The organism is Thalassospira profundimaris, from assembly GCF_003326755.1.
Lineage (GTDB): Bacteria > Pseudomonadota > Alphaproteobacteria > Rhodospirillales > Thalassospiraceae > Thalassospira > Thalassospira profundimaris_B.
In genome coordinates, this window is the sequence record NZ_JPWH01000001.1 from 348,647 (window position 1) to 366,083 (window position 17,437).

At 54.0% G+C, this 17,437-nt stretch carries 19 protein-coding genes; 8 read left to right on the forward strand and 11 right to left on the reverse strand.

All coding sequences use genetic code 11. The features are described 5' to 3' along the window. Positions 1 to 111 precede the first annotated feature (111 nt). The 3 genes from TH25_RS01595 to TH25_RS01605 form a co-directional block, all read right to left on the reverse strand. Entirely contained in the window at positions 112 to 1,629 is a 1,518-nt protein-coding gene (locus tag TH25_RS01595) for a tripartite tricarboxylate transporter permease (protein WP_114086663.1), read from the reverse strand. A 1-nt stretch (position 1,630) separates the two neighbouring features. Continuing rightward, the gene (locus tag TH25_RS01600) at positions 1,631 to 2,062 is read right to left on the reverse strand and encodes a tripartite tricarboxylate transporter TctB family protein (protein WP_114086664.1); all 432 of its coding nucleotides are present in this window, start codon (positions 2,060 to 2,062) and stop codon (positions 1,631 to 1,633) included. 67 nt (positions 2,063 to 2,129) lie between these two features. After that, complete coding sequence (locus TH25_RS01605; RefSeq protein ID WP_114086665.1) at positions 2,130 to 3,116, reverse strand: Bug family tripartite tricarboxylate transporter substrate binding protein; 987 nt, start codon at positions 3,114 to 3,116, stop codon at positions 2,130 to 2,132. Between the two features lie 110 nt (positions 3,117 to 3,226). Here TH25_RS01605 and TH25_RS01610 point away from each other — a divergent pair, with 110 nt between their 5' ends. Genes TH25_RS01610 through TH25_RS01620 form a run of 3 tightly spaced genes read left to right on the forward strand, consistent with a single transcriptional unit; the run spans position 3,227 to position 6,464 of the window. After that, positions 3,227 to 3,922 carry a response regulator transcription factor gene (locus tag TH25_RS01610; protein ID WP_114086666.1) on the forward strand — a complete coding sequence of 232 codons (696 nt, stop codon included), beginning with the start codon at positions 3,227 to 3,229 and terminating at the stop codon, positions 3,920 to 3,922. Continuing rightward, the gene (locus TH25_RS01615) at positions 3,919 to 5,310 is read left to right on the forward strand and encodes a sensor histidine kinase (protein ID WP_114086667.1); all 1,392 of its coding nucleotides are present in this window, start codon (positions 3,919 to 3,921) and stop codon (positions 5,308 to 5,310) included. The genes TH25_RS01610 and TH25_RS01615 overlap by 4 nt, the downstream gene beginning before the upstream one ends. Before the next feature lie 17 nt (positions 5,311 to 5,327). Beyond that, complete coding sequence (locus TH25_RS01620) at positions 5,328 to 6,464, forward strand: ABC transporter substrate-binding protein (RefSeq protein WP_181847336.1); 1,137 nt, start codon at positions 5,328 to 5,330, stop codon at positions 6,462 to 6,464. Between the two features lie 16 nt (positions 6,465 to 6,480). On the opposite strand, the gene TH25_RS01625 is transcribed toward TH25_RS01620, so the two are convergent. Then, entirely contained in the window at positions 6,481 to 7,452 is a 972-nt protein-coding gene (locus tag TH25_RS01625) for a DNA-binding response regulator (RefSeq protein WP_114086669.1), read from the reverse strand. Between the two features lie 165 nt (positions 7,453 to 7,617). Here TH25_RS01625 and TH25_RS01630 point away from each other — a divergent pair, with 165 nt between their 5' ends. From TH25_RS01630 to TH25_RS01640, 3 genes are all read left to right on the forward strand, one after another. Further along, positions 7,618 to 8,799: an EAL domain-containing response regulator gene (locus TH25_RS01630; protein ID WP_181847338.1), complete on the forward strand. Its 1,182-nt coding sequence runs from the start codon at positions 7,618 to 7,620 to the stop codon at positions 8,797 to 8,799. Positions 8,800 to 8,869: 70 nt separating this feature from the next. Beyond that, entirely contained in the window at positions 8,870 to 9,352 is a 483-nt protein-coding gene (locus TH25_RS01635) for a putative pterin-binding protein (RefSeq protein WP_114086671.1), read from the forward strand. Beyond that, entirely contained in the window at positions 9,339 to 10,814 is a 1,476-nt protein-coding gene (locus TH25_RS01640) for a sensor histidine kinase (protein ID WP_114086672.1), read from the forward strand. Before TH25_RS01635 ends, TH25_RS01640 begins: the two co-directional genes overlap by 14 nt. A gap of 297 nt (positions 10,815 to 11,111) precedes the next feature. Here TH25_RS01640 and TH25_RS01645 read toward each other — a convergent pair whose 3' ends face one another. The 5 genes from TH25_RS01645 to TH25_RS24685 form a co-directional block, all read right to left on the reverse strand. After that, positions 11,112 to 12,332 (reverse strand): response regulator, encoded by a 1,221-nt coding sequence (locus TH25_RS01645; protein WP_181847340.1) that lies wholly within the window; start codon positions 12,330 to 12,332, stop codon positions 11,112 to 11,114. Positions 12,333 to 12,446: 114 nt separating this feature from the next. Then, positions 12,447 to 12,686, reverse strand: coding sequence for a hypothetical protein (locus TH25_RS01650; RefSeq protein WP_147252966.1), 240 nt, complete (start codon positions 12,684 to 12,686; stop codon positions 12,447 to 12,449). Positions 12,687 to 12,854: 168 nt separating this feature from the next. Continuing rightward, positions 12,855 to 13,328, reverse strand: coding sequence for a DoxX family protein (locus TH25_RS01655; protein ID WP_114086675.1), 474 nt, complete (start codon positions 13,326 to 13,328; stop codon positions 12,855 to 12,857). A gap of 69 nt (positions 13,329 to 13,397) precedes the next feature. Then, positions 13,398 to 14,093 carry a pirin family protein gene (locus TH25_RS01660; RefSeq protein ID WP_114086676.1) on the reverse strand — a complete coding sequence of 232 codons (696 nt, stop codon included), beginning with the start codon at positions 14,091 to 14,093 and terminating at the stop codon, positions 13,398 to 13,400. A gap of 105 nt (positions 14,094 to 14,198) precedes the next feature. Then, complete coding sequence (locus TH25_RS24685; RefSeq protein WP_147252967.1) at positions 14,199 to 14,708, reverse strand: anti-sigma factor family protein; 510 nt, start codon at positions 14,706 to 14,708, stop codon at positions 14,199 to 14,201. A 75-nt stretch (positions 14,709 to 14,783) separates the two neighbouring features. Between TH25_RS24685 and TH25_RS24690 the strand changes: the two genes are divergently transcribed. Together TH25_RS24690 and TH25_RS01670 are read left to right on the forward strand one after the other, a co-directional pair. Beyond that, positions 14,784 to 15,149: a hypothetical protein gene (locus tag TH25_RS24690; RefSeq protein ID WP_147252968.1), complete on the forward strand. Its 366-nt coding sequence runs from the start codon at positions 14,784 to 14,786 to the stop codon at positions 15,147 to 15,149. Between the two features lie 144 nt (positions 15,150 to 15,293). After that, positions 15,294 to 16,088 carry a CbiX/SirB N-terminal domain-containing protein gene (locus TH25_RS01670; RefSeq protein WP_114086678.1) on the forward strand — a complete coding sequence of 265 codons (795 nt, stop codon included), beginning with the start codon at positions 15,294 to 15,296 and terminating at the stop codon, positions 16,086 to 16,088. A gap of 118 nt (positions 16,089 to 16,206) precedes the next feature. Here the strand turns inward: TH25_RS01670 and TH25_RS01675 are convergent, their stop codons facing one another. Continuing rightward, positions 16,207 to 17,130: a LysR family transcriptional regulator gene (locus TH25_RS01675; RefSeq protein ID WP_114086679.1), complete on the reverse strand. Its 924-nt coding sequence runs from the start codon at positions 17,128 to 17,130 to the stop codon at positions 16,207 to 16,209. 80 nt (positions 17,131 to 17,210) lie between these two features. Next, positions 17,211 to 17,402: a hypothetical protein gene (locus TH25_RS01680; RefSeq protein WP_114086680.1), complete on the reverse strand. Its 192-nt coding sequence runs from the start codon at positions 17,400 to 17,402 to the stop codon at positions 17,211 to 17,213. Between the last annotated feature and the right edge of the window lie 35 nt (positions 17,403 to 17,437).

Below are 17,437 nucleotides of genomic sequence, written 5' to 3' on the forward strand. Positions count from 1 at the left end.
TGAATAAACAGGTTTTAGGGGCCAAATCTATCTTAATACGTGTAAATCCCCGCATAATAGATACAAAAAAGGCCGGGATCCTGGCTGTGATCCCGGCCTTTGATGAAATGCTTAGGGGGCGACGGTCGGGTCTTTTTTCGGCCGCAGGAAGCGACCCACCACAAACGGCGCAACGAAACCGGCAATTGCCAGAATCCAGATGCCAATCGTCAGCGGCGATCCCCACAGGATGTTGACATCCCCATTGGAAATTTCCAGCGCCCGGCGCAGGTTCGTTTCCATTTCATTGCCCAGCAAAATGCCCAGAATGATCGGCACTGTCGGGATATTGAGCTTGCGCAGCACATAACCGACGACACCAAAAATAATCATCATGATCAGGTCAAAGGTTGAACCCGAAATGCCATAAATGCCGACAAAGGAAATCATGGTGACGGCAGGCATCAGGTATTTGCTTGGCACACGCAACACGCGCACGAACAGGCCGACCAGCGGAATGTTCAGGCACAAAAGCATGATATTGCCGATAAACAGGGCGGCAATCAGCCCCCAGACCACATCGGGACGCTGGGTAAAGAGCAGCGGACCCGGCGTGATGTTCAATGCCATCAGCATGGCCAGCAGAACCGCGGTGGTGCCGGAACCGGGCACACCCAGGGCCAGCATTGGCACCAGGGCCCCGCCGGCAGCCGCGTTGTTGCCTGCTTCCGGGGCTGCGACACCGCGCGGATCACCGGTGCCAAAGGTGCCTTTTTTGTCGCTGATCTTTTTTTCGATTGTGTAAGACACAAACGAGCCCAGCGAGGCCCCGGCACCGGGCAAAACACCGGCCAAAAAGCCGATAATGGTGCTGCGGCCCATTGTGCCGGCGGTCTTTTTCAGCATCCAGAACGGTGCGGTGACACGGGCGAGTTTCTGGTTGGCTTCGCTTGGGGCCGACCCGGCCTTATGTTCCAGGAACAACAGGACTTCGGAAATTGCAAACAAACCGACAATCGCGACCAGGAAGTCGATGCCTTCATAAAGGTGGATATTGCCAAAGGTCATGCGCGGCACGCCGGTTTGATGATCCACACCCACCATGGCAATGCCCAGACCAATCATGGTGGCAATAACCGCCTTTCCCTGATTTTGCGAGGCAATCCCGCCAAGCGTTGCGAAAGCCAGGGTAAACAGGGCAAAATATTCCGCCGGACCAAACAGCAGGGCAACCTTGACCAGCTGCGGGGCGAGAAAAACCAGGCCCCAGGTGGCAAAAAAAGCACCCACGAAGGATGCAATCCCCGACAGGGCCAGGGCTTCGCCCGCCTGTCCCTTTTTGGCCATCGGATAGCCGTCGAGGGTTGTCATCAGGGCCGGTTCGTCACCGGGAATATTAAGCAGGATCGAGGAAATGCGCCCGCCATACATCGCCCCGTAATAAACCGAGGTCAGCAGGATCAGGGCAGGTGTTGCCGGAAGACCCAGGGTAAAGGCGACCGGGATCAGAATGGCGACACCGTTGGACGGGCCAAGACCGGGCAGGGCCCCAATGATGGTGCCAATGAAACAGCCAACAAGAGCGAGTGCCAGATTCTGGAATGTCAGGGCGACGGCAAAACCGTCGGCGAGTTGAGAGAATACATCCATGTCAGAACCCCCAGGGCCCGCGGGCCAGCGAGAGTTGAAGAACAAGGTGGAACACGACGTAAATGCCCACGGAGATCGATACACCGGCAATGGCGGCCGCAATGGGTTTCGCCCCCAGACGCCAGCTCAGGATGCCCGATGTAATGGCGGTTGAGAGAACAAAACCGACCACGGGCAGGGCATAGGTGTAGGCCACCATCACGGCAACGGCGAAAATGATTTCGACGAAACGTCCGATTCCGGGCCAGTCCGGGTCGGGATCGGGTTTGATGATCGGAAAAATGGCGGCAATTGCCAGCAGGCTGGCAATCAGAATCGGGAAAAATTTCGGGCCCAGATAGTCCGTGATAAAGCTGGTTTGAATCTGGGTCGCCATGAAAATATAGAATGCAGAAAGCAACAGGCATGCAACGCCCAGAACTCTGTCACTCATGGCACGTCTCCAAAATGACGAGAGCGCCGCAGCCAAAAAGGGTGCGGCGCTCCGTAAGGGCGGGAAATTACTTGATCAGACCGATTTCGCGGCTGAGTTGCTGGGTAGAGGAGATCTGGTCGGCAACGAATTTTTCAAAGTCCGGACCAAATTTGGCAAGCGGCATCAGGCCATTATTGGCCATGATTTCTTTCCACTCGTCGCTGGCATAGGTGTCTTTGATCGCCTTGACCCAGTAGTTATAGGCGTCATCGCTCATGCCTTTGGGGGCATAAAAACCACGCCAGTTTGCGCCAACGGCGTCAATACCCTGTTCTTTGGCGGTCGGGAATTTGTCGAATTCGGCACCCGGCAGGCGTTCTTCTGAAAGAACGGCCAAAATCTTCAGATCACCCGAATCAACAAAGCCCTTGGCTTCGGAAATGTCACCGGTGAAAGCCTGCACGTGACCGCCCAGAAGCTGGGTCACGGCTTCCCCGCCGCCTTCAAAGGCGATGTATTTGACAGCGCGGGCATCGGAAATGCCTGCCGCCTTGGCTGCGATCAGAACCTTCAGGTGGTCCCAGCCACCGACAGCCGACCCACCGGCAAAAGCAACGCCGCGCGGGTTTTCTTTAACTTTTTCAAAAAGTTCCGGCAGGGTGTTGATCGGCGAATCCTTGGCAACGGCGATCACGCCATAATCGGCACCAATGGTACCAACCCAGCGCACCTGATCCATCGTGGAGCCGGGGAATGCCCCCTGGGCCAAACGGGTAGTGGTGGCCGAAGAAGCAGCAACGATCAGGTCATTGTCGTCATTGCGCTTGGAAACGACTTCGGCATAGGCAACACCACCGCCGCCCCCTGCCAGGTTCACAACCTGCATCGGGCTGGCAATGGTTTTCAGGTCATACAGGGCCTTGCCGATCTGGCGGCAGGTAAAGTCCCAGCCACCACCGGCATTGGCCGGGGCAATACATTCGGGCTGTTCGGGCTCGTAAGCAAAGGCGGAAGATGTAAAGGACAAGGCAGCAAAGATGGTTGCTGCACCAAGTGCGGCAATCTTTTTCATGGTTATTCCTCCCAGTTTCTGGTCGCACCTTTCCGGTACGACGGTGTATAGGAGATTAGCGGCTCAACCTTTCACCAACCTGTCATCGTAAAAATTACAGGAGCAGCATCTTGAGAATACTGATCGTCGAGGATACCGAAGATGTGGCGGACGCCATCCTTTCGCATTTCTCGCGTCAGGGGCATGTCTGCGAGGTGGCCGCGACGATCGAGGATGCGGGGCACTTTTTGCGTCTGGAATCCTATGATCTGATGATTCTTGATATTAACCTGCCCGATGGCTCCGGGCTGGATTTTCTTAAAAAACTGCGGGCGGCAAAAAATAGTGTATCGGTTTTGGTGCTGACGGCGCGCCTGCAGGTGGATGATAAAATCGATGCGCTGGATTTTGGTGCCGATGATTACCTGGTCAAACCCTTTGACCTGCGCGAGCTGGAAGCCCGGGCGCGGGCTGTGACCCGGCGCAAGCATGGGGCGAATGAAGCCGGTATTTCAGTGGGGAATTTGCATTGCAATTTTGCCGATCATTCCGTGCGTGTGAATGACAGCGATATCGAACTGACCCGGCGCGAATTCATTTTGCTCGAAGCCTTCATGACCAATTTGAACCGTGTTTTGCAAAAAGAAGAGCTTTATTCCCGGTTATATGGCCTGACCGGCGAAGCCGGGCTGAATGCGGTGGAGGTATATGTGGCGCGCCTGCGGCGCAAGCTGGCGGATGCCAGCCTGGAAATTCGCACCCTGCGCGGGCTGGGCTATCAGGCCGTTCCCGGCGAACAGGCAGAAAAAGCAGAAAAAGCAGAATGAAACCACCTCCCGTCCTTCCCATAACCCATCCCCGCCAGTCGGTTGCCGTGCGCTTGGGCATGGCAATGGCGGTGATTTTGGCGGTGGTATTATTGGGAACGATCTTTGCCGCCAATAAATACGGGCAGGATGCGGCGGATGAAACATTTGATCGTTTGTTACGTGGCGCGGCCCTGCAAATTGCCGAACGTATTTTGGTAACGGATGGTCATGCCAATGTCGATTTGCCGGTTTCCGCCTTCGAGCTGTTGTCGCTGGCCCGTGCAGACCGGGTTTTTTATCGCATAATCGGACCGGATGGCAAAACCCTGACCGGGTATGGCGACCTGCCACTGCCCAAAGATGACAAGCATGGTGCCGGATCGGACCAAACCTACAATACCCGTTACAAAGGCGTGGATGTGCGTGCCTATATGTTGCGTCGGCAATTGGCCGAACGGTTTGTGACCGGTGATGTCAAAGTGATTGTTGCACAAACCACATCCGAACGCCTGGCGCTGGCGCACAGCATTACCGCCCAGGCGGTGCTGACCATTGCCGCCGCCGGGATCGTTCTGCTGTTGCTGGTGGTGGTGGTGATGCGTATCGCCCTGCGTCCGCTGGCCCGGGTGGAACGCACCATCCTGGAACGGGATGTCAATGATCTGTCCCCCATCGATATTGCCGCCCCGGCCGAAGTTGCGGTGTTGCTAGAGGCGATTAACCGTTTTATGCGTCGCCTGGACCGGCGGATTGAGGCGATGCAAAATTTTGTTGCCGATGCCGCCCATCAGATCCGGACACCCATTACGGCCCTTCGGGCACAATCGCAACTGGCGCTGGAGGAAACCGACCCGGATGTTTTGGCCCGCTTGCATCGGCGTTTGCATGAACGCACTGTCGGGTTGGGGCGGTTGGCCGACCAGCTTTTAAGCCATGCCCTGATTGCGCATCGGGCCGATATGGCGGTGTCGGAAGAACTGGATCTGCGGCGTCTCGCCCTGGAAGCGGAACGGGAAATCCGGGCCGTTTCCGAGGCTGATATTGCGGTTGATTTGCCCGACGAACCGGTGATGATTACCGGTGATCCGATCAGCTTGCGCGAGGCGATTAAGAATTTGCTGAACAATGCCCTGAAACATGGCAAGCCGCCGGTCGGTTTGCGTGTCACACCGGTTGAAGCCGGTCACGCCAGCCTTTTGGTCCGCGATGGCGGACAGGGCATAGCCGCCGAAATGTCTGCCCGGATCGGAGAGCGGTTTGCAGCCAACGGGATCGGACCGGACAGTGCGGGGTTGGGGCTTTCGATTGTATCGTCGGTTGCGGCATCGCACGGGGCGGTTCTGGTGCGGCGTAGAACCGCCAACGGTTTTGAAATCGGCCTTGAATTTGCGGTGATCACATCATGATCGGATCCTGTGGCAGAATGGCACGCCAGATGTGGTGTAATCGCTATATCCGGGGGCTGGTGTGGGGGCTTATGGGCTGTTGTGCCGCGGCAACCGGCATGTGGGCCTTGGCCGATAAGGTTGCCAGTGCGCGTGATCGCGAATTTCCCGTCCCGACCGATATTTCCGGCCGACTGGTTATTCAAAGTACGACCGATTACATGGTTATTGCGCCCGTGATTGAAGCCTTTCAGGAACGTTGGCCGGGTATTTTGATTACATATAATGAAATAACCACCAATGAACTGAATGCCGCTGTTGAACAGGCCTGTGCGCAGGATCGGTTTATCGGAGATTTGATCATATCCTCGTCGATTGATCAGCAATTGAAGCTGGTCAATGACGGGTGTGCGCAATCGCCAGGACCAAATGTGGGGGGAAACCTGCCCGATTGGGCCAAATGGCGCGATGAACTGTTTGGCCTCACCTATGAACCGGCCGTAACGGTGTATAACAAGGCCTTTTTTGCCAATCGCCCCCCGCCGCAAAGCCGGTTTGATCTGATTGATCTGTTGCGGGAAAGCGACACCTTCCGCGCCAAAGTTGGAAGTTACGATATCGAAACATCTGGTGTGGGCTATTTATTTGCCTTTCAGGATGCCATTCAGGCCAGTACCTGGGGCCGCCTGGTGGAAGGCCTGGGCCGGAATGAAGCGCAGCTTTTTTGCTGTACCGGCGAGATATTGGACAGGGTTGCCGATGGCCGGTTGCTGCTGGGTTATAATGTCCTGGGGTCGTATGCGCTCTCGCGCATTGGCCGGGATGACCGGGTGGGTATTGTTCTGCCCAGCGACTATACCCTGATCATGTCGCGGGCGGCCTTTATTTCGCGCAATGCCGAACGGCCTGGTTTGGCGCGTGCCTTTATCGATTTCATGCTCTCGCCGCCGGGGCGGGCGATTTTGTCACGCGATGCCGGGTTATTATCCCCCATTGATGGCCCGGCGCGGCTGGCAAGGCTGGTGGGACGAACACCAAATACCGACCCGCAGGAATTACGCCCGATTGCGTTGACACCCGCCCTGCTGGTGGGGCTGGATCAGGCAAAACGCAATATTTTCCTGCAACAATGGCGGGCCGCCTTGCCGCCCCGGCAATTATCCAAACATCCCTGATGCACCTTGCTGGGTTTTAACCGCGCAGGGACGGAATGCTGGAAAAGACGGTTTTTAACAGTTGCGGCTGCCGGTTGACCCCGGTTTTCATGAAAATCGCCTTCAGATAGGTGCGCGCGGAATGCACCGAAATGCCAACCGCTTCGGATGCCTCGTCCAGGGCAACGCCTTCGGCCAGTTTCTGGGTCAGCCGGGCTTCGGACCGGGTCAGGCCAAAAACATCCATCAAATTGTCAACCGAGGGCGGACCGACGGTTTCCGGTTCGACCAGAATAAAAATGAAGCCCGGTTTTTCGCCATTTGCTGTTGAAATGCGCTTAAGAAAGATGGATACGGCCATATCCTCCGATTGCAGCGAAAATCCCTTTTGCTGGGGAAGCGATCGTCCGGGCGGCGGGTTTAAAAACTTGTCGAGGTCTTCCGGGGCACGTTCCAGAAGCAGGCGGTTATCGGACTGGATATGCAAAAGCGGACAGCGCCGTAACAGTTCGGCGGCCTGGGCATTCATATGGCGGACCGACAGGTTTTCGTCGGTTGCAATCAGCCCCAGATTGAAAATGTCAAGAAAGGCCGACGAGATCTGGTTTTGGGTGTTGCGGTTCTTTGTGACGGCGTCGGATATGCCCTCAAGCAGGGTGCGTAATGGTGTGGGTTTGGGATAAAAACGGTACACGCCATGTTCGTTAACCGCTTCAAGGGCGGATTCAAGGTCGGCATAGCCCGTCAGCATGATGATAATGACGTCTGGCCGGGACTTGCGCAATTTTGCCGCCAGCTCCAGCCCGGTCATGATCGGCATGTGAATGTCGAGAATGGCAGCATCTATGCTGACATCATCGGAAATAACGTCCAGGGCATTCTGGGGATTGTTAAAAAACAGGGCTTCCCAGTCCAGGGCCATGCCGCGCAAACTGCGGCGATGTGCCGCCAGAAGGTTGTCGTCATCATCGACAAAGGCAACTTTGATGCCCGAACTGGATAGTTTCATTAAAATCCCTCCTCGTTTGGGGATATTGCCGTAAATCCGGATACCCTATCTTGTTGTGACTGAAGCCTATCTGTTCTGTCCACCGATACGCAATCATATCGCACAGGGATAACAGGCAGGCGGTCGCCAGATCGGTACGATTCGTGCAACGGGGTAATGATCAAGATGCAACACGCAGCCCTTAATTTTCGGCCCACCATTTTGATGGTGGATGACGATGACATGCTGTTGTCTTCCGTGCGTCGTACCCTGGGCGGAAGCTTTCATATTATTACCAATAATTCTGCTGTTGCAGCCTTGGACTGGTTGTCGAAAAATTTTTCGACGGTTGATGCCGTTCTCGTGGATTTGATGATGCCGGAAATGGATGGCATCGAATTCCTGCATCGTGCGTCCGAAATTGCGCCGACTGTGCCGCGCATTTTGCTTTCGGGCAATGTTTCTTTCCTGTCCCTGCGCGATGCCATTAACCGCGGGATGGTCAGCCGCGTGCTGGCGAAACCGGTTTCCCCCGCCATTTTGCGTGAAGCCCTGAGTGACAGCATGTCCTGTCCTTTGCCAAGTGGGGCACGACACAAGGTGTCGGCGCTTGAGGTGGGGGATGCCATTGAAAACAATCGTCACAGTATTGTAGTTCAACCACGGGTTTCAGCAAAGGATTTCAGTATTGTTGGGGGCGAAGTGCTTAGTCGCTTTGCTTGCCTGCAGCAGCGTTTCACCCTTGAGGATATTATCGGGGCGAGCGAAGATCATCCGGTGATGAACCAGATGACCTCAAACATGCTGTATTTGCTTGAAGAGGCAGCAGAGACCCTCACGGCCAAATTGGGTGTTCCGACACGCATTTCGGTCAATTGTTCGCCCTATTCGCTGGGCAATATGGATTTTGTCCAGTTTCTGATGCAGCGTGTTACCGATTTTCGCCGCAGGCATATCGAACTGGAATTTGAAATTACCGAGCATAATCCAAAGGTTCTTTCTGCATCCTTTATGCGCAATGCCCGCTTTTTGAAGGAGCAGGGGGTTCAGCTGCTGATTGATGATTTTGGTACCGGAAACAATTCGATCCAATTATTGCGTCACAATTTTTATACCGGCATCAAGCTTGATCGCGGATTGGTGTCACGCATGATGACAGAAACGCTGGATAATTCGTTTGTGGAATGGACCATTCAGATTGCCCACAAAATGGGCCTGAGCGTGATTGCCGAGGGGGTTGAAGACCTGACGGTTGCCAAGCGTTTGCAGAAATATGGCGTTGATGAAATGCAGGGCTATTATTTTTCGCGACCCGAAACACCCGAAAATTTGATGATGAATAACGTTGCCGATATTGCAACGTCTTGATCTTGTGCATGATGACCCCCAAATCTGATCAAGGTTTGGGGTTCGGAACGATTTCCGAGAGGGGGGATAGATGAGAGCTTTTGGAAGCGGACTGGCAATTCTTGTGGCTGTTGCGATGTGGTTGCTGTCAGCAAACCCGGCACTGGCCCGCAATGAACTGACAGTCGTTGCACTGGACGGAACAAAAACGGTTTTTTCCTATGACGAACTGGTGAAAATGCCGGTAACAACCATCACAACATCCACACCCTGGACAGAGGGAAAACATGATTTCACCGGTGTTTCCTTTGCCGAACTTTTGAAAAATAACGGGATTGAAGGGGGCAATATCCGGGTTTTTGCCCTGAATGATTACAGTGTTACGGTGCCGGCCGAACGCCTGACGGCAACAGGGGCCATTCTTGCCTATCAGATGGATGGTAAAGCGATGTCGGTGCGCGACAAGGGGCCATATTGGGTTATTTTCCCCTTTGATAGTGACCCTGATTTACAGACGGATCAATATTGGTCCTATGCTGTCTGGCAGGTAAAAAGCATTAATGCCCAACCGTAAAAACAACCGCAAAATTGCACTGGTTTCAAACGGGGTCACGATATTGCTTCTGACCCTGTTTGTTGCCGTTTATTATTTTTATTCAATGACGATTGTGCGCAAACTGGAAGACGAACGGTTTGCCTATCGTGAAAATTTTGCCTGGGCCATGTTCCAGATACAAAAACAGTATCTGGTGCTTGATCGCGACATTCTTCAGTTTTCGGAAGAAAAACGTGATGGCAGCCTGTCTTATGATGACATCCTTTTTGATTATGACCTTTTTGTCAGCCGCGTTGCGATTGTCCGCGATGGCAGCGGTTTTTCGACCCTTCAGGAAATTCCCGAAGCGGTGAAACTGCTCCAGGACCTGACAGCGGTTATTGCCGATATTGATCAGAAAATCCGGTCTGACATGCCACCAGCCCAGGTGGTGCAGTACATGGACCGCATACTCGAAAACAGGGCCGAGCAAATTCAGGATGTGGCGGTTTTAACGACCAATTATGTGTCAGTTTACAATTCGTCAAATATTGCCGCCGTGAAAAGCGATATCGAGGAATTGTCCTATTTGTTCATCTTTGGTCTTTTGGTGATGATTGGGCTGTTGGCAATTGTCCTGCATAACCGGCAGCGCGCCCTTCATGCGGATATGGATGCCCAGGTCGCCCGCCAACAGCAGAATGTTGTCGAAGAAGCCGCCGAATATGCCAAAATGCACGCGCTGGGTACACTTGCAGGCGGGGTCGCGCACGAGATCAATACGCCTGCCCAGTATATTCACAACAATCTTGAATTTCTTTCTGACAGTTTTAACGAACTGACCGGGGCGATCCGTTACACCGATGACGGGACGGCACGGATCGAAATTGATCGGGACCGGGTTGAATTTATGGCCGAGGAAGTGCCACTGGCCTTGCGCGAAAGCCTTGAAGGGCTGGAGCGCATTGCCGGAATTGTGCGTGGTATTCGCAAATTTGCCCATCCGACCAATGAGTCGATTGAATCGGTTTCGGTGCCCGATGAAATTGAAACGGCCGTTACCCTGACGCGCAACCAGATCAAGCACACCGCCCAACTGGACTATAGCTATCATGCAGACGTGACGGAAGTTGTGGGCCGACGGAATCATTTGTCCCAGGCATTGATCAATCTGATCGTTAATGCCGGACAGGCGATTAAAGGCAATGGTGTGCGCAATGGACAAATTTCCATTACGGTAACGCAGGCTGATGCACTGATTGAAATTCGCGTGCGTGACAATGGCGGGGGTGTTCCAGAAGAATTGCGCCATCGTATTTTCGATTATTTCTTTACCACCAAGGAACATGGTGTCGGTACGGGGCAGGGATTGCCAATTTGCCGCAAATTGATTCAGGATGATTTTGGCGGTGATCTTGTTCTGAGCGAGGGCCTGATCGGTGAGGCGGAATTTGTCATCAAGCTGCCGGTATCGGCCGATCGGCCGGAGCGTATGGGCTGATACCAGTTCTCTATGAGGAAAACTCATTGAGAACTGGTTAAGCGCGACGGCACTGCGCGGCCTGAGAGCGATTGGCAAGGGCTTCAGAGAAGCCCGCCTGCCGATTGAGGGCTACACTGATCGGTTTCGATCAGTGTAGGTTGGCATGATACGTCCTGTTCCCGTTGGGCAAGGTTCAACGGCGATTTCGGATAAACAAGAAACCCGGTTTCCCCGACCTGTCTGCCTGACAGGAAAGGAAAACCGGGTTTTGTATGTGATAGGCCGTGCGATCACGGGTTTTGTTGTGAACCCGTTTTATCGTATTTCATGCAGTCGGATTGTATCGCGGGCGATACTCGACCATGCCGTCCATTTTTCACCCAGGCCAACAGCAGCCAGATAGCGTTCCGAAAGCGGGTATTTTTCTTTTACCAAACGTCCCGAATGGCCATATTCGCGCGCAAAATGCTGGGCGGCATAAACCACGGCCAGTGTCGAAGACCGCCCCGACGGGGCTGATTCCGGCCGGTGATGGAAGGCAATATCCTCGATAATTTCGTGCTTGAAGCTCCAGAGAGCGGCCATGCAGGCTGACAGTCCGGCATGGCTGATTCCCATCACATCAATTTCGGCCGATATGATGTCACACTGGTTTTTGTCTGCGATGTGGCGGGCAGACATGCTCTGATTGGGCAATACCATTTCAATCAGCTTGCTGCCGACATGCGCCAAAAGGGCTGCTGCCCGACTGGCATCAATATTTTCAAATCCGTTTTTATCATGGCGGCCCAAACGGGCGGCTATTTCGGCCATGATCAGGGTGCGGGTCAGATCGGTGTCTTTTTCGGCGGTTTCAAGGTCGGCATTGCCATAGATTTCAAACAGCAATGTCAGGGCTTTTACGCTTTCCACCCCCAACACCTCGAACAAATGATGCAGGGTGGGTCTGCTGTGTTCGCCAATCAGACCTTCGCGTTGGGCATAGTGCTGAATAAAGGTCACGCAGTCGCGGTGATCCATCGCATAATGCGACAGGCTTTGTTCTGATACAGGACCATCCTGATACAGCGTAATTTGCAGGCTGCGAAAAGATGCCGGCCACAGATAGTGCGCGGGCAGGCAGGACATGACACCCAGAAGATACGGATCGCGCAAATAGGACCGCAAAATCAGGGCGCGTTCGATCGCATTGATGATGGACTGGTCATCACAGGGTTTCATCAAAAAATGATGTGTGGCCGATGTGCCCAGCAGATTTGCATGTTCGTCGGCGTATCCGGAAAGCAGGATGCGGCCGATTTCAGGGTAAAGCTGCGAGACCTGGCGAAACAGTTCTGCTCCATCCATGATTGGCATGCGCATGTCAGATACAATAACATCGGCACTGTGTTGCGATTTTAGCAGATTCAGCACTTCCTGCCCGTTGTCGCAAAACTGCAAGCGCCAGTTTGGCCGCTTGGCACGGACGCGACGGCGCAGGCCGCTCAGAACATTTGGATCGTCATCGACGAAGATGATTGACGGTGCGTCAGCCATGAGGAGGTCCCTTATATGGCACATGCCTGATGATGCGCCAGAATATGACAAACAGTTGGATTTTTGCCGCGGCTGTGATGTGAGTGACAGCGGCTTGCGGGTATGGGGGCCTGATTACGCGCAAAGCCAATGCGCAAACAGGGTGTGACGTGCTGTTTTATGCGTCTGGATGTTCCAGATAATAAAGGCCGGCAACAGGTCATCCTCACGTGTTTGCAAAGTCGAATTGTCCGCCAGTGACTGTGCCCTGTCAGCGCCGCTGACAATAATTTGCGAAACAGCGGTCCGCTCCGCAGGGCAGGATGTGCGCGGGATCGGTGCCAGTTTTGTCATGTGGTCAGGTGTACGGTTCATGGCTTTGGCTTCTCTGTCAGGTGCATCTTGACTGCAACCTTAGGCAGTTTCGTCTTTTTCCTATATCCCTATTTGAGGAGTGTTGTAAGACACTGAAAAACAAAGAAAAGCGGGGGTTCCCGTCAGGAATCCCCGCTTTTGCAAGTTTGGGTCATAAAAATGTAATGATTAAAATTCGTAGCCGAGCTTGTGATCGAGCGAGAATCGCCCGCCACCTCGAATAAGAACGGCCAGGGCCAGCATGCCCCACATGATCGGCATTTCAACACCGGCATTGATCCAGGCATAGCCGTTGGGCAGGTGAATGAAAAACGCAACTGTCATGAAGACAACCACGGCTGCGGCTACCGGACGGGTCAAAAGGCCAAGAACCAGCAGTGCGCCGCCAAAAAATTCCAGTGTTCCCACCAGAAGTGCAAACAGATAGCCGGGATGGAAACCGATACTGTCAAAATAACCACCGGTTCCCTCGAGGCCATAACCGCCAAACAGGCCAAAAAGTTTGCCCGCACCATGCGGCATTAACAGGATGCCTGTTGTTACCCGCAGGATCAGCCAGGACAGAGGTTCCAGGGCGGTCCAGAGCGTGGAAAGGGCGGGAATGATCGGACGGGTGTCAGACGGGTTATGGGAATTGCTCATTTTAAAATCTCCGTATTGTGCGAGGCATCGTTGCACGATGCAAAGGGGTAAAGACCGGTATCCATGCCGTTAGGCTGCCATATCAAAAAGCAGGGCTTCGGTATCGGTTTGGGACTGTAATTTGAGGATATCTTCCTGGGTGATGGCAGCACCATCACCGGCATTGAGTATGGTTTCACCACACGCCAGTGTGCCGCTGATCATTTGCAGCCAGGCGATCCTGCCCTTTCTCAGGGGGTGTTCAACCACGCTGCCTTTGCCAAGGCGGGCGGCATAAAGATCCACATCCTGATGAATGGTGATGGAGCCATCGCGACCCGAACGGCTACCGGCAAGTTGCAGGCTGTTTGAGGGGGCCGCAATGTCCTTTTCTTCATAACCCGGTTCAATGCCCTGTTTTTCAGGGATGATCCAGATTTGCAGGAAATGCACCGGATCGGTTTTTGAGGCATTGTATTCGCTATGACGAATGCCGGTTCCGGCACTCATGCGTTGCAGGCGACCGGGGCGAATGACCGACCCGTTGCCAATGCTGTCCTTGTGTTCCAGTCCCCCCTCAATGACATAGGAAATGATTTCCATGTCGCGGTGGGGGTGGGGGTCAAAACCGGCACCGGCAATGACCCGGTCTTCGTTGATAACCCGTAACGGACCCCAGCCCATGTGATTGCGGTCATAATAATGGCCGAATGAAAAGCTGTGGTGTGAATCCAGCCAGCCAAAATTGGCGCGGCCTCTTTCGTCTGATTTGCGTATCGTAATCATTGTCGGCTCCTTCATCAGGGGACATGTGTTGGAACCAGATTACGGTGTTTTTAATTATGCACAATCAACCAAAGGATAGACAAACTGTTTCCATATTGCCCCTAATCATCCGCCGGTCTGGCGATAGACGACCAGGGCAATATCCTTGAGTTGTGCCGGGTCTGGCGTGCCGCTTACGGCATAGCCGATGGGGCCATCGACCCAGTAAAATGCTTCTTGTTCTGCGGTATTCCAGGTGCTGAAATCGACAGAACTGTTATGGGGATTACGGGCAATGAATATGACGATGCGCTGGTTCTGATTGTTTTCATACATCAACAATGCGCCGGGTGTATCGCCGATCGGTACGACGCGTCCGCCCAGTAACTGGAAGTGTTTCGAGGATAGGTCGGGTATCGAAAATGAAAGACCCAAACGATTGTTCAGCCAGCCTGCCAGATGATCCTTCCGATCTGCGGACACCTCAACAGGATGTTCTTTGTCATTGGCATATAGACGATATGCGCGACTGGCGGTCATCGGCAGGGATGTGAAAAAATCGGGGCTGGCCGATTGATGCGACAGGGAGGCTTTCATCATGGCAGCTCCGCCAATGCCGCCGGCAACAATAATCATCAACATTGCCGCCATGTGCCGTAATGAATAACGGCCCGCGCTTCGCCGCGTGGCAGGCCCGACTGGTGGTTCGTCATGTCCGTTTTCAAAAAGCATCGTGGAAAATGGTGTTCTGCGACCCATATGGGGTGGGTGTCGCAAATTGCGTGTCAAATCGGCGCGATGGGACGGACGACGTTTTTCGCGGTCGGATATGTCGGCACCCAGGGCCGCATTCGTCTGGTTTTGGGGGCGCGTATGGGTATCAACTTCGCCCGAATGACGATCTTTTTCCGGAAATGCTTTTTGTTTTTCAGGGTCTTGCCGGTTTTCCCCGGGTGGCCCGTTGGCAGCGTCATGCCGTTTATGTTCGTCACTGTCATCATGGTCGTGGCGGGTCATTTTGATCCCTGCGCTGCAATTGGACTGGTGCCGGGGGTGTTTAATCAAGCGGCATTTTGATTGTCGGTCGATGAAGAAATTTACGCCAGGGGATTTTTTGCCCGGATCTGGTGAATAGAATGATCGGCTGATAAAAATGCACCGTATCAAGTACAGTTGCAAAAATGCTCCTGGTTCTAAGGGGCTTTATTGGAAACATGTCTTATGCCTTATCGCGGTAAAACGACCTTATTGATTGTTGCCCACGGTACCAGCGTTGAAAATGGCGATCCGGCAGGGGATCTTGCACGCAAGCTTGCACCAGCCTGGTTTGGCGATGTCGTGCCTGCTTATATGCGTTCCGAGCCGGGGCTGGAACAGGTGCTGACCGACCTTGCAGCGCAGGGGAAAACCGACCGTTTGCTGGTGGTGCCGCTGTTTTTTAGTGCGGGGTATCTGGTCACGGAAGAATTGCCCAAAATGCTGGCCGGTGCCGGTTTGTCACATGCAATGGTGTTGCCGCCCGTGACCGGTTTGAACGGCTTTGTGCCAATGGTGGCCCGGTATCTGGAACAGACCTTGCTGATACAGAATTGGGCAGCCAGTGACACAACCCTGTTTTTGATTGCGCATGGCCTTAAAACCCTGCGCGAACCGACAAGCGAACAAATCTGGCTGGCACAGCGTGTTGCCAATGTTCTGCCGGAACTCTCGGTGCGGGTGGTCAATATTGAAGGCCAGCCGTCCTTGCTGGACTGGCGACAAAAAACGGACCGGCCCAATCGGCTGTTTTTGCCAATTCTGGCCGGTGGCGGTGTTCACGCGCGCGAAGATGTGCCCGACATGCTGGCTCTGACCGGGCAGGATCAGGGTGTCTTGCTTGACCCTGTCGGGACCTGGCCGGTATTGCCACCGATTATTTTGGAGCAGGCGGCCCAAAAAGCCCGCCGGACCGTGGTATTGGCCAATTATATGATGCCGCCGCTTGGCAGCCGTGACCATAACAGCCCGCTGTCCTGACCTGCCTGTTTTGCGCATGCTGTTTTGCATATGGAGATGACAGGTGGCTGGTGTGCCCTGTTGCTTTGGCTGATGTAAACTCCGCCAAAGCCGTCCAACTTTCCGGGGTTCTGGTCGGTTATTCCGGCGACATGGCGGCGTTCGACTTTTTCAACAGATAGTCGCGAAACATGCGTGTGGCCGAAGACAGGTTCTTTTCGGCCTCATGCACAATCAGCAATTGCCGTTTGGCCCAGTCATCGGCAATCGGGGTGCCGGAAATATTCATATGCGATAAATGCTCCTCAACACTGGAGCGCCGCAAAAAGCCGATACCCAGCCCCGCCGCAATAACCCGGCGTAACGAGCCAAACCGCATGACCTTGATATGCGGGTGCATTGCCAGGCTCAGTTTGCTGGCAGCTTCGCTGATCAAATCGTCAATCACGCCGCCTTCATGCAGCGAAATGATCTGGTATTTGATGGCATCGGCGAAATATACCGGTTGCGGATTTTTCGGATCGGGAATGAGCGGATGGCCCCTGGGCGTGACAAGCCAGATCGGGTCATCGCAAAAAACATGATAATCAAGGTCGTAGCGTCCGATATTGTCGGCTACCACGGCCAGATCGGCGCGACCGTCGCGCACGGCATCAATCGATTCGCGGCTGGTCAGCTCGCTGACATCAACCGTAATATCGGGAAAATCCCGGCCAAAATCGGCCAGATAGGACGGAAGTCCCGTTAGAATACCGGATGTGACCGTGGCCAGAAAAATCTCGCCTTTTTGTCCGGCATTGTAATCGCTGAGTTCGTTTGACAGATGGCGCAAATCACCCAGCAGCTTTTCGCCATAGCGGGCAAAAATCGTACCTTCCGGCGTGGGTTCGACACCACGGGGCAGGCGACGCAGCAGGCGCACGCCCAAAAGGGCCTCAAGCTCGCCAATACGCCGACTGACGGCGGACGTTGCGATATGTTCGCGCCGGGCGGCTTCATTAATGCTGCCGGCCTTAACAATGGCGACGAACAGCCTGATCGTGACGATATCAAACTTTTGCATATAATCGTTTAGGTCGCCCGGGCCAAAACGGTCAAGCGCGATTATTCCCCATCGCGATCAAGAGAGGCAGAGAAGAACGATCAGTTCTTCTCGCCAAGCATTTGTGCACGCCATTCATTGACCAGGGCGGAATGATCGCGTGCCGGGCTGTTTTCCATGATCCGGGCAATACGGACAGCTTCAAAGAAGTCGGCAAGCCAGGCAAATTTCGGTTTTGCCGCTTTCGGCTCTTTGTGGGAAACAGAGGCGCTGTTAAATGCGAGAGTAGCCATTTTCAAATCTCCTTTGGCAAGGAAGTGCGGTTTGT